11 protein-coding genes are annotated in these 23,887 nt (G+C 49.1%); 8 read left to right on the top strand and 3 right to left on the bottom strand.

Features of this window, described 5'->3' with window-relative positions; all coding sequences use genetic code 11:
- Nucleotides 1-19: 19 nt before the first annotated feature.
- The gene (locus tag EA26_RS07545) at nucleotides 20-940 is read right to left on the bottom strand and encodes a precorrin-2 dehydrogenase/sirohydrochlorin ferrochelatase family protein (RefSeq protein ID WP_039426328.1); all 921 of its coding nucleotides are present in this window, start codon (nucleotides 938-940) and stop codon (nucleotides 20-22) included.
- Nucleotides 941-1,396: 456 nt separating this feature from the next.
- Between EA26_RS07545 and EA26_RS07540 the strand changes: the two genes are divergently transcribed.
- The 6 genes from EA26_RS07540 (at nucleotide 1,397) to EA26_RS07515 (ending at nucleotide 7,051) form a co-directional block, all read left to right on the top strand.
- On the top strand, nucleotides 1,397-2,425 hold the full coding sequence (locus EA26_RS07540; protein ID WP_039426325.1) for an amino acid ABC transporter substrate-binding protein: 1,029 nt from the start codon (nucleotides 1,397-1,399) through the stop codon (nucleotides 2,423-2,425).
- 77 nt (nucleotides 2,426-2,502) lie between these two features.
- Nucleotides 2,503-3,708 (top strand): amino acid ABC transporter permease, encoded by a 1,206-nt coding sequence (locus EA26_RS07535; protein ID WP_039426323.1) that lies wholly within the window; start codon nucleotides 2,503-2,505, stop codon nucleotides 3,706-3,708.
- A gap of 1 nt (nucleotide 3,709) precedes the next feature.
- Nucleotides 3,710-4,807: an amino acid ABC transporter permease gene (locus tag EA26_RS07530; protein ID WP_039426321.1), complete on the top strand. Its 1,098-nt coding sequence runs from the start codon at nucleotides 3,710-3,712 to the stop codon at nucleotides 4,805-4,807.
- Nucleotides 4,808-4,830: 23 nt separating this feature from the next.
- Nucleotides 4,831-5,580 (top strand): amino acid ABC transporter ATP-binding protein, encoded by a 750-nt coding sequence (locus EA26_RS07525; protein WP_039426318.1) that lies wholly within the window; start codon nucleotides 4,831-4,833, stop codon nucleotides 5,578-5,580.
- A 202-nt stretch (nucleotides 5,581-5,782) separates the two neighbouring features.
- A complete protein-coding gene (locus EA26_RS07520) occupies nucleotides 5,783-6,451 on the top strand; it encodes a Bax inhibitor-1 family protein (protein ID WP_039426316.1) in 669 nt (222 codons plus the stop codon).
- A 270-nt stretch (nucleotides 6,452-6,721) separates the two neighbouring features.
- The gene (locus EA26_RS07515) at nucleotides 6,722-7,051 is read left to right on the top strand and encodes a TusE/DsrC/DsvC family sulfur relay protein (protein ID WP_039426314.1); all 330 of its coding nucleotides are present in this window, start codon (nucleotides 6,722-6,724) and stop codon (nucleotides 7,049-7,051) included.
- A gap of 22 nt (nucleotides 7,052-7,073) precedes the next feature.
- On the opposite strand, the gene yccX is transcribed toward EA26_RS07515, so the two are convergent.
- Nucleotides 7,074-7,346 carry an acylphosphatase gene (gene yccX, locus EA26_RS07510; protein ID WP_039426312.1) on the bottom strand — a complete coding sequence of 91 codons (273 nt, stop codon included), beginning with the start codon at nucleotides 7,344-7,346 and terminating at the stop codon, nucleotides 7,074-7,076.
- A gap of 88 nt (nucleotides 7,347-7,434) precedes the next feature.
- On the opposite strand from yccX, the gene EA26_RS07505 reads away from it, so the two are divergent.
- Complete coding sequence (locus EA26_RS07505; RefSeq protein WP_039426310.1) at nucleotides 7,435-8,838, top strand: methyl-accepting chemotaxis protein; 1,404 nt, start codon at nucleotides 7,435-7,437, stop codon at nucleotides 8,836-8,838.
- Between the two features lie 107 nt (nucleotides 8,839-8,945).
- A complete protein-coding gene (locus EA26_RS07500) occupies nucleotides 8,946-10,139 on the top strand; it encodes a class I SAM-dependent methyltransferase (protein WP_039426307.1) in 1,194 nt (397 codons plus the stop codon).
- A 74-nt stretch (nucleotides 10,140-10,213) separates the two neighbouring features.
- On the opposite strand, the gene EA26_RS21335 is transcribed toward EA26_RS07500, so the two are convergent.
- Nucleotides 10,214-23,539 carry a cadherin-like domain-containing protein gene (locus tag EA26_RS21335; protein ID WP_152593665.1) on the bottom strand — a complete coding sequence of 4,442 codons (13,326 nt, stop codon included), beginning with the start codon at nucleotides 23,537-23,539 and terminating at the stop codon, nucleotides 10,214-10,216.
- Between the last annotated feature and the right edge of the window lie 348 nt (nucleotides 23,540-23,887).

The following is a 23,887-nucleotide window of genomic DNA, read 5'->3' as shown; positions in this document are numbered from 1 at the left end:
TTCGTTTACTGTCTTATCTTTAGATCACCAAATCTGTTCCTTGCATAAAATTGAATGCCTGACTGCTTTTAGGAAACAGAATGCACAGGTTACGGTATTCACCTCGACTTTGGTTTACCATTTCTGCTAACTGTGCGGAATCGCTATAACTGCGTCGGTTCGCATCGCGCCGCACCATTTCCAGAAATCCCTTCTCAAGCTCAGACCAATACAGCACCATCTCTGCTTTTTGCATATAACGCAGTGCTTTAATAGGCAGGAGTTCGACATCCTCACTACAACGTATCCAAACACATTGACAACCTTGCTCGAACGGCGAGCGAGTTGCCTCGGTAAACACTTGTTCCAATTGACGATTGTTTTTTGCCTCTTGTACATCATTTCTAGCAAAAAATTGTTCCCAGAAGACTCGACGTTCCTCAACACTTGATAGTAACGACTTGATCACACTACGTTTTGACTCTGCAAAGTCAGCCAATAAGCTCAAATTTTGCGGCAATAGCGCTTCCAGTGACTCACGGATATTGCGAATAAGTACAGGCGACGACCCACCACTGGAAATCGCAATTTGGATCCGACCACGGTTGATCATAGACGGAGTAATAAAGTCGCAATACGGTTTGTCATCCACCACGTTGACCAACACATTGTGGGCTTTCGCATCACGATAAACCTGATGATTGAGCTCGGGGTTATCTGTCGTTGCCCACACTTGGACGTAGTGTCGATTAATTAATTCAGAAGAGTAAAAACTTTTCAGCCAATGGCACTCTCCGCTTTTCACCACATCCAGCAGCTCTTCAACCAGGCTTGGAGAGACAATCGTCACTTTGGCACCAGCTTTGAGTAACGCTTCAATCTTTCGGCTTGCTACCTCGCCACCACCAACAACGAGCACAGGTTTGTTTTCCAGAGCCATGAAAAGAGGAAAATATCGCATTTCAATCCTTGTTTGTTCTATCTGTCTGAAGCGTCATCCTAGCAGATTTGGTGCACTGATATCACTAAGCATGCTAACAACAAATAATTTTTGTTCAAATTTCCAGTTATGTTCAGAATATAGTTTCAAAATGATTCTTAGGTTCGCTCTTTTCAACCATATTATTAGAAGTGTAAATAACAAACACTCTGTTGCACCGCAGTGGGAGCTCGTTGCACTATTTACATTAGATTAACATTTATTCATTCTAGTTACCGCAGGGTTTGTGAGTTCTCTCAAAATTCTTTTTAAATTATATATTTGAGAATTCGAAAATCCTTTCCTACGCTTATAAATAATTGATTTCCAGATGCCGTTTAAAATGGAAATCAAGCACATAGGGCACACACAACACAGATTGAGCACGTTGTATCAGGTGTCACCTGGTTAAACTTGGATCATACAGGAAGGATACAAATGGCAAATAAATTAACGGTTCTTGCTTCCGTCGTAGCGGCTTCTACTGCAGTTATGTCGTCAAATGCATTTGCAGCAGATAGCACATTGGATAAAGTCACTAAACAAGGTTATTTGACTTGTGGCGTGAGTACTGGTCTTCCAGGCTTCTCTAACCCAAATGCAAAGGGTGAATGGGAAGGTATCGACGTAGAATATTGTCAAGCCATCGCAGCAGCTGTACTGGGTGACAAAACAAAAGTTAAGTATGTTCCGCTCACCGCGAAAGAGCGTTTTACTGCATTGCAATCTGGCGAGATCGATGTTCTTTCTCGTAACACCACTTGGACATTGCATCGCGACACAGCATTGGGGCTTAACTTTGTCGGTGTAAACTATTACGACGGACAAGGCTTCATGGTGAAAAAAGAGTTAGGGATCAAGAGTGCAAAAGAGTTGGATGGCGCTTCCGTGTGCGTTCAATCTGGTACAACAACCGAGCTTAACTTGGCAGACTACTTCCGCAACAGCGGTATGAGTTATAAGCCAGTCGTGTTTGATACTGCAGCGCAGACTTCAAAAGGCTTTGATGCAGGTCGTTGTGACGTATTAACCACCGACCAATCAGGTCTGTATGCGCTGCGTCTCAATTTAGAAAACCCAAGTTCAGCGGTAGTACTACCTGAGATCATTTCCAAAGAACCTCTTGGACCTGTTGTTCGTCAAGGTGATGACCAGTGGTTCAACATTGCGAAATGGACTCTAAATGCAATGATCAACGCCGAGGAGTACGGCATTACATCCAAAAACGCAGAGCAAATGCTTAAGTCTGACGATCCAAACATCAAGCGTATTTTGGGTGTCGATGGTCCAAAAGGCAAAGGCTTAGGCATCCGTGATGACTGGGGTTACCAAGTCGTCAAACAAGTTGGTAACTACGGCGAAAGCTTTGAGCGCACTGTTGGTGCAGGTTCACCACTACAGATCGCTCGTGGTGTTAATGCCCTTTGGAATGCCGGCGGCTTTATGTACGCGCCACCAATCCGTTAATGATAAGAGTCTAGCTAAGAATGGGCGGTATGTGATGCCGCCCTTTTTCTAAGTAATGGATTAGAGGTTATAGCTGTATGAAACCCGACAATAAATCACTTTCCACAGGAGCTGGAAAGCCAGCTTCGGGCACCAATTTGTTTTACAACCCCACTTTTCGCTCGGTGCTGTTTCAGGTCCTAGCCATTTTGGCTCTGGTCTTCTTCTTTTACACCATAGTAAACAACGCACTCACCAACTTGGAGTCACGCGGTATCGCAACGGGTTTTGACTTTTTAAGTCAAGAAGCCGGATTCGGCATCGGTCTCACTTTGATTGAGTATGACGAAACCCACTCATACGGTACAACGTTTGTCGTAGGTCTACTCAATACAGCGTTAGTGTCGTTTCTGGGTATTATCGTTGCGACTTTTCTCGGATTTGTTATCGGCATCGCGCGTTTGTCGACTAACTGGTTGGTAAGTCGTTTTGCCGCCGTCTATATAGAGACCTTTCGCAATATTCCGCTGCTGTTGCAGATCTTCTTCTGGTATTTTGCAGTCTTGCAGGCGCTTCCGTCACCAAGGGAAAGCATTAGTTTCGGCGAATATGTTTTCCTTAACGTAAGAGGACTGTTTTTCCCCAAGCCGATCTTTGAATCGGGCAGTGCATTCGTCTTCGCCGCGTTAATTGCTGGTGTGTTGGCGACCATTTTTATTCGCATTTGGGCAAAAAACAAACAAAAACTCACCGGTCAACAAACCCCGATGGGACGCATCGCCTTCTCTTTAGTGATAGTGCTCCCGGTATTGGTCTACTTTATTGCTGGCTCGCCAATCGCATTTGAATATCCTGAACTCAAAGGCTTTAACTTTCGTGGTGGCATCAGCATTATTCCTGAACTGGCTGCTTTATTAGTCGCTCTCAGTATTTATACTGCGGCGTTTATTGCAGAAATTGTTCGCTCGGGTATTAATGCCGTTAACCATGGTCAGACTGAAGCTGCGATGTCTCTAGGCTTACCTCGGGCGCGCACCTTAAAGCTGGTTATCATCCCTCAAGCGTTGAGAATCATTATTCCACCGCTGACCAGCCAGTACTTGAACCTGACCAAAAACTCCTCACTTGCTATGGCGATTGGTTATCCCGATTTAGTCTCTGTCTTTGCTGGTACAACATTAAACCAAACCGGACAAGCGATTGAGATTATTGCGATGACCATGGCGGTTTATCTGACGTTAAGTCTTTTAACATCCGCCTTGATGAATCTTTACAACAAAAAAGTTGCGCTGGTGGAGAGATAATATGCGAGTACATCAATTTCAACCGAATCTGCCGCCGCCAGCAAACACTGTTGGGGTTATTGGTTGGCTGCGGAAAAACCTGTTTAATGGCCCCATTAACTCGATTGTCACCGTCATTCTGGCCTATTTTGCACTGTCAGCACTTTGGCATATCGTCGATTGGGCGATCATCAGCGCCGATTGGTCTGGTTTAACCAGAGATGACTGTACACGTGAAGGGGCATGCTGGGTATTTATCAGCGTTCGCTGGGAACAGTTTATGTATGGCTTTTACCCTCAAGCTGAGTTGTGGCGCCCTCGCCTTTTCTATGCGTCTTTAGCAATTTTCACTGTGCTTTTAGCATATGAAAAAACACCAAAACGTACTTGGATTTGGCTCTTTTTCGTCAACATCTACCCATTTATTATCGCCGCGCTGCTATACGGTGGCATATTTGGCCTAGAAGTGGTCGAAACCCATAAATGGGGTGGCTTGTTAGTCACACTAATCATTGCACTGGTTGGCATCGTCGTTTCACTGCCTATTGGCGTCGCTTTGGCACTAGGAAGACGCTCAGATATGCCGATTATTCGCAGTATGTGTACCGTCTATATCGAGGTGTGGCGTGGGGTGCCGCTGATTACTGTGCTATTCATGGCGTCAGTCATGCTGCCTCTGTTCTTATCTGAAGGATCTGAGACAGACAAACTGATCCGTGCATTGATAGGCGTGGTCATGTTCAGCGCCGCCTATATGGCAGAAGTGGTTCGTGGTGGTTTGCAAGCCATACCCAAAGGCCAATATGAAGCGGCTGATGCGCTTGGTTTGAGCTACTGGAAAAAAACGGGGCTGATTATTCTTCCTCAGGCACTGAAGATTACTATCCCTTCAATCGTGAACACCTTTATCGGCCTTTTCAAAGACACCAGCCTGGTACTCATCATCGGTATGTTCGATGTATTAGGCATTGGACAAGCAGCCAATACCGACCCCGAATGGCTCGGTTTTGCTACCGAAAGTTATGTATTTGTCGCGTTAGTGTTCTGGGTATTTTGTTTTGGCATGTCGAGATATTCGATATGGTTGGAAAATAAACTACACACCGGTCACAAACGATAACTCTGTAAGCTCAAGGACGTATTATGACGCAACAACAAGATTACATGATCCAACTGAAGGATATGAACAAGTGGTACGGTGAGTTTCACGTACTAAAAAACATCAATTTGAATGTCAAAAAGGGCGAGAAAATTGTTATTTGTGGCCCGTCCGGTTCTGGTAAGTCCACCATGATCCGCTGCATCAACCGCTTGGAAGAACACCAAGCAGGGCAAATCATCGTTTCTGGTACGGAATTGACCGAGGACTTAAAAAACATTGAGGCGGTGAGAAAAGAAGTCGGCATGTGTTTTCAGCACTTTAACCTCTTCCCACACCTGACAGTCTTAGAAAACTGCACGCTCGCCCCAATTTGGGTGAAAAAGATGCCTAAAGAAGAAGCGGAAGCGATCGCGATGAAATACCTTGAACGTGTACGCATTCCAGAACAGGCAGACAAGTTCCCAGGCCAGTTGTCAGGTGGTCAGCAACAGCGTGTTGCGATTGCAAGATCGCTGTGCATGAGCCCTAAAGTCATGCTGTTTGACGAGCCGACCTCAGCGCTGGATCCGGAAATGGTGCGTGAGGTATTAGACGTTATGGTGGAACTGGCTGAAGAAGGGATGACCATGCTTTGTGTTACCCACGAAATGGGTTTTGCCAAAGAAGTGGCAGACAGAGTGATATTCATGGATGCGGGTGAAATCATTGAAGAGAATAATCCGAAAGATTTCTTCGAAAATCCGCAATCTGATCGAACTCAGAATTTCCTCGCACAAATACTCCACCATTAATACAGAGAAAAACCAAGAGGTGTTGCGAAACACCTCTTTTTCTTTTGCAGATTCGCAATAAAGTGTTACAACTTGAGCGATACATAAGTTACTATTTCTACTATTATTTTGCCTAGTTAGGTACAACGTCAGGCTTGATTTTTGGAACTATCGGCCTCATTAATGTACATATAAGTAAACCGATCTTTTTAAGAGGAAGATTATGAACAGTCCAATGTTTTCTCGTACAACCAGTATGGAAAGTACACTTCAGACAAATAAAGTACTGAAGAATACCTATTTCCTACTGTCTATGACCTTAGTCACTAGTGCTATTGCAGCGATGGCAACGATGGCGATTGGTATTTCGCCCATCGTGGCGCTCGTCATGCAACTCACCGCACTTGGTATTCTGTTTTTTGCACTACCGCGTAGCATTAACTCGTCAATGGGGATCGTCTGGACATTTGTCTTTACAACCCTAATGGGTGGTGCATTAGGCCCGATGCTAACCTACTACGCGTCGATTCCTAGCGGCCCAACCATCATCGCACAAGCGCTAGGCTTAACCGGTATGGTGTTTCTTGGCCTTTCTGCCTACACCATCACCAGCAAAAAAGATTTCTCTTTTATGCGTAACTTCCTGGTGGCAGGTTTGATCATTGTTATCGTCGCCGCCATCATCAACATCTTTGTGGGTTCGACACTGGGTCATTTGGTCATCAGTAGCGTTTCTGCTCTGGTTTTCTCCGGCTTTATTCTGTACGACACTAGCCGTATCGTACGTGGAGAAGAGACCAACTACGTCAGCGCAACCATCTCGATGTACTTGAACATTCTCAACTTGTTCACTAGCTTGTTAAGTATTCTTGGCATCATGAACGACGATTAATCTCGTTTTAAACATAAAAAAAGCCCGAGCTCGGGCTTTTTTATGCGCATATTTTAAATTTATTAGCATTATTATTGCTACCCATCTCGAAAATTTTCTAACTCACTCGCATATATATGCAAGTTAAACTTCTAAAACGCCTTTTTGAACGACGCATTAAATTTAACCACTCAATTCAATCTGCACAAACTTCGGTTGAGCTATCGATGAATACTAGGCTACTCTACTCTTCTTTGTCGCCACTTGTCGAAACAACGACGGATAACCACCATGTTTGTTTATAACGGAAAAGAAATTGAAACTGATGCTCAAGGCTACCTGCTCGATCACACGGTGTGGGATGAATGCATGATCGCCATACTCGCGGAGCAAGAAGGGATTGAATTGACCGACGCACATTTGGAAGTGATCCACTTTGTTCGCAACTTTTATCTGGAATTTAACACTTCTCCTGCGGTGAGAATGCTGGTAAAAGCGATGGAAAAAGCGCATGGCCCAGAAAAAGGAAACAGCAAATACTTATTTAAGCTTTTTAAGCAAGGCCCGGCAAAACAAGCCACTAAATTGGCTGGATTGCCTAAACCCGCAAAATGTTTATAAGCGCTCTTGTAGCCAAGGCTGGCTACAAGATTTCGAAGCCATCAAAGTCTCGATAAACACTCTCTTCTCGGCTCAATGCATCAACTTGTGCCGTTTTTGGTCCGTGGGTCAACCAACGAGCAAATGCCTCAAGGCTTTCTTCTTCGCCGCAAGCGATCACTTCAACATTGCCGTTGTGCAGATTCTTTGCATAGCCGACTAACCCCAGCTTCAACCCTTGATGTGACGTGTGATAGCGAAAGCCAACGCCCTGAACTATGCCCGAGACCACAAATTTCTCGCATCGTTTTGTCATCCGTATACCTCTCCGTTTTTTTGAGTGATATATTTATCAACTCTATTCACCCCACAAAGGACAGTGGGTCACTACGAGTATAATAATTATGAAAGAAATTCCATTTCGTTGGATTGATAAGTATCTCATCCACTTAAAAATTCAAGAAAAATTCTATTTGCTCTTCCTCCTCCCAGTTTTAGCATTATTGATGCTAACTTTTGTTCTCACCAATGCCGCAGATGCGATGCTAAATGAAGCGTATCAAGATCAGCTCATGCTGGTTAAAGGTCTGATTGAATCGGGAAATTTGACGCGTAATCAAGTCGCTGAACTGCTCTCCGCTTACCCTGCGATTGCAATTGGCAACGGAAAAGACGCGGTTTTGGTGATGAATGGCGCGTTTAGTCTGGTCTCTTCGCAGCAAGGCAATTTGTTATCGGCACTTTCAAGTACGCATCTCACTATTATTCTCGGTTCGCTGTTTGTTTTGGTGATGGGTGTCTACTACATCATGACCTTTATTGGCGGCGCGATGTTTACCATGAATAAAGCGCTGAGCACCTTAGCCAATGGCGACCTCACCGCTCGTATGAACTTCTTTCAGGTGAGAGACGAGTTCAGCACCATTGCGATCACCATCGATAAAGTGGCAGAACGTGAGCAAAAGATGGTGTTGTCTATCCAAGAATCCGTCGCTTTGATGCAGCAGATCAGCTCAGACTTGAACCAGTCGATGCATAAAAGCTCTGACATTTCAGGCACTCAACAAGAGCACCTCAATTCTTTAGCCAGTGCCACAGAACAGATGGCGTCGACTATCCGTGAAGTCGCCAATTTGGCGCATGATTCCAGCACTCAAACGGAAGATGCACGTAGCGTGGCACAATCTGGTCAAGTGAAAGTGGTGAACACCTTGAGTTCGATTTCTAAACTGTCGACAGAAATTCAATCTGCTTCTCAGGCTGTAGAAGAGCTCGATGCCAATGCAGCGCAGATCGATGAAGTGGTCACCACCATCAACGGTATTTCAGAGCAGACCAACCTATTAGCTCTCAACGCCGCGATAGAAGCCGCACGTGCGGGTGAACAAGGGCGTGGTTTTGCGGTCGTGGCGGATGAGGTTCGTGCGTTAGCGGGAAGAACTCAGAAAGCAACCGTCGAAATTCAATCCATGATTGAAGCATTACAACGTAACAGCCAGTCATTAACCAAGCTGATGGAAGTCACCGTGAGCAATGCCAGCCAAGGGCAAGCGTTGATGTCGGAAGTGAATCATGAAATCGCCTCGCTCGCCGATAAGAACCAAACTATCTCCGATAGTAGCTTGCAAATTGCAACGGCGGCTGAAGAGCAAGGCGTCGTGGCCGATAATATTGCCGCAAGCGTGGAGGAAATACGTCATCAGTCCAATCAGGTTTGCGAAATGATCACCATGACATCACGTAATGTCGAGCAACTTCGCACACAAAGTGATGCAATGGAAAGCTTGCTCACTGGGCTGAAAGCTTAACGATCATCCAAGTTAATCAGGCCGCATAACGCGGCCTTTTTGTTATTTGCTTTTCTACGCTGATTCCATGAAAATACCCCACTTTCAAATTTCTTAAGAGTACTGCAATGTCTGCTTCAATCTATTTAGCCAAAGGCCGTGAGAAATCCGTCATCAGACGTCATCCATGGATTTTTTCTCGTGGCATCGACAAGGTGGAAGGCAATCCGCAACTGGGAGAAACCGTTGACGTATTGGCTCACGATGGTAAATGGTTGGCAAAAGCGGCCTACTCTCCTGAATCGCAAATTCGCGCTCGCGTATGGAGCTTTGAAAAACAAGACATTAACAAAGCGTTTTTTGTAAAACGTCTCCAAGACGCGCAGCTTCTTCGTCAAGAAGTTATTGAACGCGATGGTTTGACGGGTTATCGCTTGATCGCGGCAGAATCCGATGGTATGCCAGGTGTCACCATCGACCGTTACCAAAATTTCTTTGTCTGCCAACTGCTCAGCGCGGGTGCAGAACATCAAAAGCAAAATATTGTTGGCGCTTTGGTTGAGGTATTTCCTGACTGCAATGTTTACGAACGCTCAGATGTGGCCGTTCGTAAAAAAGAGGGACTGAAAGAAACCACTGGTGTGTTACATGGTGAAATACCGCCTAAATCGGTCGTTATCGAAGAAAATGGCGTCAAAATTAGCGTCGACATCGTCGGCGGCCACAAAACCGGTTTCTACCTCGATCAACGCGACAGTCGCCAGCAAGCGATGAAGTACGTCAAAGATAAAGAGGTTTTAAACTGCTTTTCCTATACCGGCGGTTTTGGTCTTTATGCTTTAAAAGGCGGAGCCAAACGCGTGATCAACGCAGACGTCTCGCAACCCGCCTTGGACACTGCAAAATTCAACGCAGAGTTGAACGATTTTGATATTTCCAAGAAACGCGCCGTGTTCTTAAATGCCGATGTGTTCAAACTGCTACGTGAATATCGCGACCAAGGCACTCAATTTGACGTGGTGATCATGGACCCACCCAAGTTTGCCGAAAGCAAAGCGCAACTCAATGGCGCATGTCGTGGCTATAAAGACATCAACATGCTCGCGATGCAAATTCTCAAACCCGGCGGCACACTGCTCACCTACTCTTGCTCTGGTCTGATGGACCAAGTGTTGTTCCAAAAAATCATTGCCGATGCCGCAGTCGATGCTGGCAGAAGCGTCAAATTTGTAGAGCGTTTCGAACAGGCGGCCGATCACCCAACCGACACGGCCTACCCAGAAGGTTTCTACCTCAAAGGTTTTGCGTGTAAGGTGCTTTAAACATACTCATCCCGAGCATGTCCGGTGAAAAATGGGAATGATTAAAAAAGGGCCTTTCGGCCCTTTTTGTTTAGTTAATTGTCATGGATCTTCAGTAAGTCATTCAAAATCGCATTCATGTTGGTAATTGCACCATCAGCGATATAAGACTGATACTGCGATGCACCATTCTCAATAACCACCGTTTGATTGCTAGAACCATCTGAAATGGTCAGTTCTAAATGACCACCGTTAAGAGTAAGGCCTATTTCGTTTCTCGCCAGCAATGAATCGATAGAATCAGACTGATCCGTATGAAGCAGATCGGAAAGATCGATCTTATCTTCACCTGCCGTAAAGTCGGTAATAATGTCTCTCTCACCATCACGCAGTCCTGTGCCATAGTCAACAAACTTGAAGATATCCGCTCCTTCCCCACCGGTTAGAATGTCATCACCAAGACCGCCGATGAGGATGTCGTTGCCACCTTGACCATAAAGGATATCGTTACCCTCTCCACCATTTAGGATATCGTTGCCTCCACGACTATCACCCGCAACGTTAAATAGCTCATAATTGTTCTTAATGAACTCATAGATAGCAACTTGAGACGGTGTAACACCATCGCGCAACTCAAGGAACATAACCAAAGCGTTATATCCCGCACCATCAACTAAATCCGTAGGTTTATCTGGGTTACCATCTTGCCCCCATGGAAGATTATCGGTATTTATTGCGTCACCAAACAGAATATCGTCACCGTCACCGTCACCGTCACCGTCACCGCCATTGACCGTATCGTTACCCATTTCCGCAATATCTGTGATGGTTTTAGAGCCTTGCAGAGCGGCCTGAAGTTCCTCAGCAGAGTTTACAATTTGAACTTCTCCAGCCTGAGCATAATACTGGCTGTAGCTATTGATTGAACCAACTTCTGCCCATGCATAGCTTCTCCCATTCGGCAAAGCTGTATTACTCTCTCCTTCAAAACTGAATTCAAAGTAGTAATTTCCTGCATTAACTACCTCTATACTGATAGTTTGTGAACTATCCGTTTCCCCTGAGGAAACGAGCGTTCCATTAGCACTAAATAGCTTCCAGACAAAATCACCTCTAGCGATACGAAGCTCAAACTGAACTGTTGAGTTGTCGTCTACAATTGAAGTCACTTCAGAGACATATTTAGTGGCATCAGTATTGTTATCCCATCTAGCATCTGGGTCAGTCATCACCAATTTTTTATCTGCGTAGTAAACACTACCAGAGCCATCCGTTTGTACCGATTGTGCATGTGTTCCATTATCAAAATGCAACACTGCATTGGTTACATACATTCCATCAACGGCTTGCAGTGACGTTTCTGCGGTATTGTCAAAAAACTTCAGGTGGCTTTCTGTAATACCATCACCGATACCAATTGCATGAACTGTGCTCTGATTGCTCAAATCTTTGAATGCCTCAATGGCATCATACATATCCCAATAATCTGTTGTATTACCCGCGCCATTATCACCGCGGTTGCTGAAAGTTGGATCCCCATCTGTCAGGAAGTAAGTTAAGTTCTCATAACCTTCTGTTGGCTGTTCGCTAAACCAATCACTCGCTAAATCAAACGCCGCTTCGTAGTTAGTGCCACCCTGCGCATCCATATCTTGAATTTTAGTCAATAATTGCTGCAAGTTATCGGCTGTTAGCTGAAGTTTCAAAGCTGAGTTCGCGCTTGATTCAAAGCCAATTAAATGAATATTGATCACACCGTCATGATTCACTAAATCTTTTGCGAGGCTTGTCAGTGCATCAATCACCAATTTCATTCGCGAAGCATCATACTGTGACTGGCTTTGGTAACCATTGCTGAAACCATTGTCATTACCGGCCAAGTCAAACTTCATTGAACCTGACGTGTCGATAATTAGAGCAATATTGTAATTGACACCCGGTTGAACGCTGACAACATACCCACCAATATCGCCCATCAACACATCGTCGCCTTTGCCGCCTTCAAGCGTGTTATCACCGTTTGGTGATCCATCAGGCAAACTGACCGTGCCAATGTCTGTCGAAGCATACTTAGGCCAATCTATCGCTTGACCACTGCTATCCACTTCCTGTGCACCAGCCGTGACGGTAAGTTTGGGTGAAGTTCCTACTGGTGCTTCTAAAACTACTGCCACTTTGCCATCAGAGTCCAGTGCGCTTACCGGAATACTCCAAAGGCTGTTACCAAGATTCTCACCAATTGACAAAATCACGCCACTAGGTACACCCGACACCGTCACTTCCGTGATGACTTCACTACCATCGTTATCATTCAGGTCAATATCGATATTTAGCTGATATATTTCTGCCGTTTTGACTAACTGACCACCACTTACTTCAAACTTGCCATCTGCGAAATACAAACTCTCTACACTGTAGAAGTCATGATGCGCGTTGCCTGTTCCTTGGTGGATTAAGGTAAAGTCTGAGTAATTATTTAGCGTCAAGCTGTAGTCACTACTGCTGCCAGTCAAATAGGCCTTATCAAAGCCAATGCCGCCATAATAAGCCGTAGAAGACTCTGCACTACGTGATACAAGGATATCATTACCAGCATCCCCATCTAACCGGATGCTGCTAGAAGAAACGGAACCAATCAAAATGTCATTGCCGTCACCACCTCTCAAGTACTCTGTGGTAGACGTTCCGTTGCTGCCAATGATTACGTCATCACCACGACCACCATTGGCCGTCATTTGTGAGCCGGAGCCGTAGACGATGGTGTCGTTTCCATCCAAACCTTCAACCAAAGCACCATGGCTAATAAGATAGTTATCATCACCGTTCGCAGAACTGTCGGCAAGTTTACCTTCTATCGCAGCAAGCTGAGCTGCCACTAAAGTATCGGCGACATTGCCACTAACAGAACTCAAAGTGGCAGAAACACTCAAGCCATCACTGATTGGAGTGACCAAAGTGGTAACCGTTGCGGTATCTGTCTTGCCTGTACTATCAACGATGGTGTAAGTGAAGCTTGCCGACCCCGTAACACCTTCGTTTGGCGTAAAGATGATCTCTCCTGTCGCAGCATCATATGATACGGCTCCATCGTTTGAACTAAAACCATCAGCAACGATAGAGATAGTGTCACCATCATTAAGATCGTAATCATTGCCCAAAAGCAGTGTGCTATTTAGTACGAGCTCACTACCCTCTTTAGTCGTCAGTGTATCGCCAATCAACGGATAGTCGTTTAGATCATGCTCGCCATTATTGAAGTTGCCGTTAGCATCAACAGTACCTAGATTGACATCGAGTACTGCATTTCCACCCTGATCCCAATACACAATTTCAATCTTATGGTAGCCATCGCTGCTTATCTCAAAGGAGCTATGCATGGTTGTTGTAGGTGATTGATTACGGTCAACTGTCGCTACAGCAACGCCATCAATTAATATTGTATAGCCATCATCTGCTCTCACTTTAAATGCGTAATTGCCTGCTTCTAGATAAACCGAACCACTCATCTTAATCACACCATCTGTGTGATTTGCCACTTCGCCCTGTAATGATCCTGCATCATTATTTAGGAAATCAGCAACCTGAGATTTTGAACTCAAGCTATTGTTGTTGGCATCTAATGAGTAATTAATGTCACGCGCTTCAAAGGTAAGTTCTGGGTCTTTACTCGCGATAACATCCAATGCATCTTGAACCGAAGTCAGATTTCCGTTTTCACTATCATTGGAACTGTAATAATAACCCGTCAAACCGCGGTATACAGATACCGTGTCATCCTGTGCCACAGGCGCAACCGAAGTATCGACAACCACAATCTGTACAATCGTGGTCGTATTACCCGCTTTGTCTACGGCGCTAACAGAAAGATCATTACTACCTTCTGCCAGCGCATTACTGATATGAATGGTATATTTACCTTCTGCATCCGCTGTACCAGTGACTGTTCGAGGGGCACCTGTCGCATCAGTGTAGGTAATAGTCACGCTCGCACCCGCTTCCGTTAAGCCAGTAATGGATGGAGTTGAATCGTTGGTGACATTGTCCTCTTTAGACCCGCTATTTGTTTCATCAGTAATTTTGGAAGTAAGAGAAACCGTAGTATCTTTCGAAATATGAACAACTTCTGAATCAGCTGTATTACCAGCGCTATCAGTGGCACTTACCACGACGTTTAGTTGTCCATCAGTCAGTTGCGAAACATCTACAACGACTGAGAAATAGTCAGCATTCTCATCACTAGTATCGACCGAGATCCCCGAAGAGATCACCATTGGATTACCGTCTTTATCAGTAATTGTAATGGTATCTATAGACGCTCCTTTTTCGACAAAACCGGAGATAGTCACATTTCCCTGTTCATCAAAATTAATGACATTATCGCCGCTTATTTCTTCAACAAAAACTTCGATGTCTAAGCTTTGGTCAACTTTATAAACTTCAGTGCTAGCCTTACTGAACTCATTCCCCGCACCATCTGTCCCAGTGACAGTGGCAACAATATGAGGATATTGAAGCGTAGTATTAACTAACTGAGAACCTAATACTTCGACCGTAAATAGGTACTTACCATCTGCATTTGTATCATTGGAAACCAATGCACGACCAATCTCGACTCCACCAAGAGTAATTGTAACGGTATCGCCAGGTCTAGCATCACCACCTACCCAACCAGTGATAGGAATCAACACACCTTCAGCAGACTCATTGGCATTAATGATTCTGTCATCCGTGATTGGATCTACATTAATAGAGGCTGTCGCGGCAAGGTCTACCGTGTGAGTTGAAGAGCCTGTTGTATCGACGGTGTGACCCGCCGCATCCGAAGACGTCACCACCGCGTCGAACGCCGTATCCGCGGCCAAGTCTGAACCTGCAACGTCCACAGACCATGTGCCACCTGCGGCCACTGTGGTTGTGTAAGTCTTACCGTTGATTTCTAGCGTGACTGTATCGCCTGTCGCGATATCGCCACCTGTGGCTGTACCGGTCACGGTCACTGTGCCTGCCGCTTCACTCGCGTTGATCACATCATCAGCAGTAATTGGATCAACTGAAACACGATTAACACTCACTGAAACTTCTGCAGTATCAAACGCAACTCCATCGGTAATAGTATAAGTAACAGTTGCTTTACCACTAAAACCATTCGCTGGCGTGAACTCGAGTTTGCCGTCGACGATCGCGACCGTACCTTGCTCTGCTGGGACCGTCGCGCCTGTGATGGTCAACGTATCGCCATCCACATCGCTGTCGTTCGCCAACACATCGATGGTGATCACGCCACCGTCTTCTGTGCCTGACGCCGTATCGTCTGTGGCCACTGGGCCGTCGTTCACCGCATCCACGGTCACTTTCACGTCCGCAGTATCGGTTCCGCCATTGCCATCGCTGATGGTGTAGCTGATGGTCGCTTCGCCGTTGAAGTTCGCCGCTGGCGTGAACTCGAGTTTGCCGTCGACGATCGCGACCGTACCTTGCTCTGCTGGGACCGTCGCGCCTGTGATGGTCAACGTATCGCCATCCACATCGCTGTCGTTCGCCAACACATCGATGGTGATCACGCCACCGTCTTCTGTGCCTGACGCCGTATCGTCTGTGGCCACTGGGCCGTCGTTCACCGCATCCACGGTCACTTTCACGTCCGCAGTATCGGTTCCGCCATTGCCATCGCTGATGGTGTAGCTGATGGTCGCTTCGCCGTTGAAGTTCGCCGCTGGCGTGAACTCGAGTTTGCCGTCGACGATCGCGACCGTACCTTGCTCTGCTGGGACCGTCGCGCCTGTGATGGTCAACGTATCGCCATCCACATCGCTGTCGTTCGCCAACACATCGATGGTGATCACGCCACCGTCTTCTGTGCCTGACGCCGTATCGTCTGTGGCCACTGGGCCGTCGTTCACCGCATCCACGGTCACTTTCACGTCCGCAGTATCGGTTCCGCCATTGCCATCGCTGATGGTGTAGCTGATGGTCGCTTCGCCGTTGAAGTTCGCCGCTGGCGTGAACTCGAGTTTGCCGTCGACGATCGCGACCGTACCTTGCTCTGCTGGGACCGTCGCGCCTGTGATGGTCAACGTATCGCCATCCACATCGCTGTCGTTCGCCAACACATCGATGGTGATCACGCCACCGTCTTCTGTGCCTGACGCCGTATCGTCTGTGGCCACTGGGCCGTCGTTCACCGCATCCACGGTCACTTTCACGTCCGCAGTATCGGTTCCGCCATTGCCATCGCTGATGGTGTAGCTGATGGTCGCTTCGCCGTTGAAGTTCGCCGCTGGCGTGAACTCGAGTTTGCCGTCGACGATCGCGACCGTACCTTGCTCTGCTGGGACCGTCGCGCCTGTGATGGTCAACGTATCGCCATCCACATCGCTGTCGTTCGCCAACACATCGATGGTGATCACGCCACCGTCTTCTGTGCCTGACGCCGTATCGTCTGTGGCCACTGGGCCGTCGTTCACCGCATCCACGGTCACTTTCACGTCCGCAGTATCGGTTCCGCCATTGCCATCGCTGATGGTGTAGCTGATGGTCGCTTCGCCGTTGAAGTTCGCCGCTGGCGTGAACTCGAGTTTGCCGTCGACGATCGCGACCGTACCTTGCTCTGCTGGGACCGTCGCGCCTGTGATGGTCAACGTATCGCCATCCACATCGCTGTCGTTCGCCAACACATCGATGGTGATCACGCCACCGTCTTCTGTGCCTGACGCCGTATCGTCTGTGGCCACTGGGCCGTCGTTCACCGCATCCACGGTCACTTTCACGTCCGCAGTATCGGTTCCGCCATTGCCATCGCTGATGGTGTAGCTGATGGTCGCTTCGCCGTTGAAGTTCGCCGCTGGCGTGAACTCGAGTTTGCCGTCGACGATCGCGACCGTACCTTGCTCTGCTGGGACCGTCGCGCCTGTGATGGTCAACGTATCGCCATCCACATCGCTGTCGTTCGCCAACACATCGATGGTGATCACGCCACCGTCTTCTGTGCCTGACGCCGTATCGTCTGTGGCCACTGGGCCGTCGTTCACCGCATCCACGGTCACTTTCACGTCCGCAGTATCGGTTCCGCCATTGCCATCGCTGATGGTGTAGCTGATGGTCGCTTCGCCGTTGAAGTTCGCCGCTGGCGTGAACTCGAGTTTGCCGTCGACGATCGCGACCGTACCTTGCTCTGCTGGGACCGTCGCGCCTGTGATGGTCAACGTATCGCCATCCACATCGCTGTCGTTCGCCAACACATCGATGGTGATCACGCCACCGTCTTCTGTGCCTGACGCCGTATCGTCTGTGGCCACTGGGCCGTCGTTCACCGCATCCACGGTCACTTTCACGTCCGCAGTATCGGTTCCGCCATTGCCATCGCTGATGGTGTAGCTGATGGTCGCTTCGCCGTTGAAGTTCGCCGCTGGCGTGAACTCGAGTTTGCCGTCGACGATCGCGACCGTACCTTGCTCTGCTGGGACCGTCGCGCCTGTGATGGTCAACGTATCGCCATCCACATCGCTGTCGTTCGCCAACACATCGATGGTGATCACGCCACCGTCTTCTGTGCCTGACGCCGTATCGTCTGTGGCCACTGGGCCGTCGTTCACCGCATCCACGGTCACTTTCACGTCCGCAGTATCGGTTCCGCCATTGCCATCGCTGATGGTGTAGCTGATGGTCGCTTCGCCGTTGAAGTTCGCCGCTGGCGTGAACTCGAGTTTGCCGTCGACGATCGCGACCGTACCTTGCTCTGCTGGGACCGTCGCGCCTGTGATGGTCAACGTATCGCCATCCACATCGCTGTCGTTCGCCAACACATCGATGGTGATCACGCCACCGTCTTCTGTGCCTGACGCCGTATCGTCTGTGGCCACTGGGCCGTCGTTCACCGCATCCACGGTCACTTTCACGTCCGCAGTATCGGTTCCGCCATTGCCATCGCTGATGGTGTAGCTGATGGTCGCTTCGCCGTTGAAGTTCGCCGCTGGCGTGAACTCGAGTTTGCCGTCGACGATCGCGACCGTACCTTGCTCTGCTGGGACCGTCGCGCCTGTGATGGTCAACGTATCGCCATCCACATCGCTGTCGTTCGCCAACACATCGATGGTGATCACGCCACCGTCTTCTGTGCCTGACGCCGTATCGTCTGTGGCCACTGGGCCGTCGTTCACCGCATCCACGGTCACTTTCACGTCCGCAGTATCGGTTCCGCCATTGCCATCGCTGATGGTGTAGCTGATGGTCGCTTCGCCGTTGAAGTTCGCCGCTGGCGTGAACTCGAGTTTGCCGTCGACGATCGCGACCGTACCTTGCTCTGCTGGGACCGTCGCGCCTGTGATGGTCAACGTATCGCCATCCACATCGCTGTCGTTCGCCAACACATCGATGGTGATCACGCCACCGTCTTCTGTGCCTGACGCCGTATCGTCTGTGGCCACTGGGCCGTCGTTCACCGCATCCACGGTCACTTTCACGTCCGCAGTATCGGTTCCGCCATTGCCATCGCTGATGGTGTAGCTGATGGTCGCTTCGCCGTTGAAGTTCGCCGCTGGCGTGAACTCGAGTTTGCCGTCGACGATCGCGACCGTACCTTGCTCTGCTGGGACCGTCGCGCCTGTGATGGTCAACGTATCGCCATCCACATCGCTGTCGTTCGCCAACACATCGATGGTGATCACGCCACCGTCTTCTGTGCCTGACGCCGTATCGTCTGTGGCCACTGGGCCGTCGTTCACCGCATCCACGGTCACTTTCACGTCCGCAGTATCGGTTCCGCCATTGCCATCGCTGATGGTGTAGCTGATGGTCGCTTCGCCGTTGAAGTTCGCCGCTGGCGTGAACTCGAGTTTGCCGTCGACGATCGCGACCGTACCTTGCTCTGCTGGGACCGTCGCGCCTGTGATGGTCAACGTATCGCCATCCACATCGCTGTCGTTCGCCAACACATCGATGGTGATCACGCCACCGTCTTCTGTGCCTGACGCCGTATCGTCTGTGGCCACTGGGCCGTCGTTCACCGCATCCACGGTCACTTTCACGTCCGCAGTATCGGTTCCGCCATTGCCATCGCTGATGGTGTAGCTGATGGTCGCTTCGCCGTTGAAGTTCGCCGCTGGCGTGAACTCGAGTTTGCCGTCGACGATCGCGACCGTACCTTGCTCTGCTGGGACCGTCGCGCCTGTGATGGTCAACGTATCGCCATCCACATCGCTGTCGTTCGCCAACACATCGATGGTGATCACGCCACCGTCTTCTGTGCCTGACGCCGTATCGTCTGTGGCCACTGGGCCGTCGTTCACCGCATCCACGGTCACTTTCACGTCCGCAGTATCGGTTCCGCCATTGCCATCGCTGATGGTGTAGCTGATGGTCGCTTCGCCGTTGAAGTTCGCCGCTGGCGTGAACTCGAGTTTGCCGTCGACGATCGCGACCGTACCTTGCTCTGCTGGGACCGTCGCGCCTGTGATGGTCAACGTATCGCCATCCACATCGCTGTCGTTCGCCAACACATCGATGGTGATCACGCCACCGTCTTCTGTGCCTGACGCCGTATCGTCTGTGGCCACTGGGCCGTCGTTCACCGCATCCACGGTCACTTTCACGTCCGCAGTATCGGTTCCGCCATTGCCATCGCTGATGGTGTAGCTGATGGTCGCTTCGCCGTTGAAGTTCGCCGCTGGCGTGAACTCGAGTTTGCCGTCGACGATCGCGACCGTACCTTGCTCTGCTGGGACCGTCGCGCCTGTGATGGTCAACGTATCGCCATCCACATCGCTGTCGTTCGCCAACACATCGATGGTGATCACGCCACCGTCTTCTGTGCCTGACGCCGTATCGTCTGTGGCCACTGGGCCGTCGTTCACCGCATCCACGGTCACTTTCACGTCCGCAGTATCGGTTCCGCCATTGCCATCGCTGATGGTGTAGCTGATGGTCGCTTCGCCGTTGAAGTTCGCCGCTGGCGTGAACTCGAGTTTGCCGTCGACGATCGCGACCGTACCTTGCTCTGCTGGGACCGTCGCGCCTGTGATGGTCAACGTATCGCCATCCACATCGCTGTCGTTCGCCAACACATCGATGGTGATCACGCCACCGTCTTCTGTGCCTGACGCCGTATCGTCTGTGGCCACTGGGCCGTCGTTCACCGCATCCACGGTCACTTTCACGTCCGCAGTATCGGTTCCGCCATTGCCATCGCTGATGGTGTAGCTGATGGTCGCTTCGCCGTTGAAGTTCGCCGCTGGCGTGAACTCGAGTTTGCCGTCGACGATCGCGACCGTACCTTGCTCTGCTGGGACCGTCGCGCCTGTGATGGTCAACGTATCGCCATCCACATCGCTGTCGTTCGCCAACACATCGATGGTGATCACGCCACCGTCTTCTGTGCCTGACGCCGTATCGTCTGTGGCCACTGGGCCGTCGTTCACCGCATCCACGGTCACTTTCACGTCCGCAGTATCGGTTCCGCCATTGCCATCGCTGATGGTGTAGCTGATGGTCGCTTCGCCGTTGAAGTTCGCCGCTGGCGTGAACTCGAGTTTGCCGTCGACGATCGCGACCGTACCTTGCTCTGCTGGGACCGTCGCGCCTGTGATGGTCAACGTATCGCCATCCACATCGCTGTCGTTCGCCAACACATCGATGGTGATCACGCCACCGTCTTCTGTGCCTGACGCCGTATCGTCTGTGGCCACTGGGCCGTCGTTCACCGCATCCACGGTCACTTTCACGTCCGCAGTATCGGTTCCGCCATTGCCATCGCTGATGGTGTAGCTGATGGTCGCTTCGCCGTTGAAGTTCGCCGCTGGCGTGAACTCGAGTTTGCCGTCGACGATCGCGACCGTACCTTGCTCTGCTGGGACCGTCGCGCCTGTGATGGTCAACGTATCGCCATCCACATCGCTGTCGTTCGCCAACACATCGATGGTGATCACGCCACCGTCTTCTGTGCCTGACGCCGTATCGTCTGTGGCCACTGGAGCAACACCATGAGTTGATAAAACCGAACTTGTTACGGTATTTCCCGCCGAGTCCGAAGACGTCACAACAACTTCGAACTCGGTGTCCGCCGCTAGGTCGCTGCCCGCCACATCCACTGTCCAGTTGCCGTTCGCATCAACCGTGGTTTCGTAGTCGGTACCATTGATCGTCATGGTCACTTTATCGCCTTGTGCGATATCGCCACCTGTGGCTGTACCGGTCACGGCCACTGTACCTGCCGCTTCACTCGCGTTGATCACGTCATCTGACGTAATCGCATCCACTGTCACTGTACCCGCTGTCGCAGACGTATCGACTGTGTGTGTTGAAGTGGTAGAGGCGGAGTAAGGATTTCCTGCACTATCCACACCAGTTACTGTCGCAACAAAACTGTTATCGTTTGCTAGATCGGTACCCGAAACCTCCACACTCCAAGTTTTGTTTGCCAAAACCGTTGCTGTGTATAAGGTGCCGTTAATTGTCATTGAGACTAGATCACCAGCCTTAGCATCAAAACCAACCCGGCCACTAACAGTAACGGTTGACTGACTCTCAGCAAGATTAATCACATCATCGCTGGTGATAGGGTTGACACGTATTGTCGCCAGTGAAGATGTATCAACAAAGTATACTTCGGTAGAGGTAGATGAGCCGATTTGACCCTTGCTGTTCACAACATCTACAACAGCGGAGACTTGTTTGTCAGAGTCAGCAAGTAACTCATTACCAGGGACATCAATTGCATACCTGCCGTCGACAACTTGCCCACTAAACTCGTTGCCATTAACAATTAGCGTTACCGTTCCTTGTGCAAACTCTTCCCCCGAAACGGTACCAGTAATAGTGATATCACTTTGAGATTCAGTTGCATTGATTACCGAGTCTTCAGTAATTGGATCGATGTCAATGTTCACGATAACAGGCGTGTCATCAAATCTATGAACGGACTCCCCTGTGGAGGTGACTTCGTTACCTGCTGCATCTGTTGAATTAACGGTAACTTCAAAAGCAGTATCAACAGCAAGATCTGAACCGTTTACTGATAGCTCCCACGTTCCATCTTCAGAAACGCTGCCTTTGTATTCGTTGCCGTTAATGATAGCGGTAACAACATCTCCAGATTTAATGTCACCACCACTCGCTGAACCAGTCACTATAATTGTTTGGTTTTTCTCTGTTTCTGTAATCACATCATCAGAGGTGATTGGATCGATAGAAACCGTACCTGCCTGAGCCGTAGTATCCAGAGTAAACGTCAGCGTGCTGCTGCCAGAAGTGTTGCCTGCCGCATCGGTCTGACGAACAGTGATGGTGTTTTCACCTTCTACTGGCGTTGGCGCTGTAGTTGTCCATTCGCCATTAACAAAGTACTCCACCGTCGCACCTTCTTCGGTGCCTACAACGGTGAAATCGCCTTTATTGGTCAGGAAGTCATCAGCAAAACTGCCGCTGTCAGTGTCTAGTGAGATCTGCGGTGCATCTGGCGCTGTGGTATCTAACGTGAACGTCAGCGTACTGCTGCCAGATACGTTACCAGCCGAATCGGTCTGACGAACGATGATGGTATTTTGACCTTCAACTGGCGTGGGTGCGGTGGTGGTCCATTCGCCATTAACAAAGTACTCCACCGTCGCACCATCTCCAGTGCCAGCAACGGTGAAATCGCCTTTGTTGGTAAGGAAGTCATCGGCCAAGCTGCCGCTGTCGGTGTCTAGTGAGATCTGCGGCGCATCTGGCGCTGTAGTGTCTAACGTGAATGTGAGCGTGCTGCTGCCTGAGGTGTTGCCTGCCGCATCGGTCTGACGAACGATGATGGTGTTTTCACCTTCTACTGGTGTTGGAACTGTCGTTGTCCACTCGCCATCCACAAAATATTCGACCGTCGCACCATCATTTTGTCCAGAGACGGTGAACGAACCATTATTGGTTAGGAAATCGTCCGCTTCAGAACCACTATCTACATCTAGTGTAACGGTTAATAGAGGTAAAGTTTCTGCTGGACTGATAGTTGCCGCATCAGAAGAAAGAGAACTGTACACTTCAAAAAGAGAAAGACTTTGCGCTTGGTTAAGCCCTAGGTCCTGCAAACCTTGGGTAGTAAACGCGGTACTTGCTAGGGTCTCGCTTCCGTCGCGGGAAATCGTCCCTGCCGACACCAAACTTGAACCGCCCGTTTCGCCTGCGGCGGTAGCAAACTCATCACCCAGTTGGGTTGGATCTTGTCCGTCTTCTAACGCTGCAAAAATCTGCTGCACATCATCAGTAATGTCATTGCTGCCGTTTTCTGTCGCCACTCGAACTGTAGGCACCTCAGATTCATCTAGGGTATCAATCACAACTTCGCCAGGTGCAGGTGTTTGTCCGGGCGCTAGCATTCTTATATTACCGTTCAAATCAATAACAACAATTCGACCAGCGGTAAGGGCAGCTCCAGAAAGAAAGGCTGAGAAATCCATAAGTAAACCTCTGTGATGACGGTGCAGTTCTGCCAATATTTTGACGGGCACATTAATTCTATTTTCTTAGCCATTAGTATATCAAACGGGGATCGCTAGAACATCCGAAAAACCAATCTCTTTTACATTTTTGTCACCTATTGGGGACTTTGCTCACACAGTCTCATTTATGAAGCAATATCACAGATCTCGTCCTATCATTACGGAACATCATTTCTTTAAAACATCCATTTCAACAAGTTAGAAAAAGGCGATGGAATTCGTTACAATGACTGATATTTTGCGATTGAGCACGCAAGCTCAACATTGATTTAATGATTTGTTGCGCTAAAAAATTGACGTTTTATC

This window comes from Vibrio navarrensis (assembly GCF_000764325.1).
GTDB lineage: Bacteria > Pseudomonadota > Gammaproteobacteria > Enterobacterales > Vibrionaceae > Vibrio > Vibrio navarrensis.
This window is presented reverse-complemented; position numbering and strand designations above follow the sequence as displayed.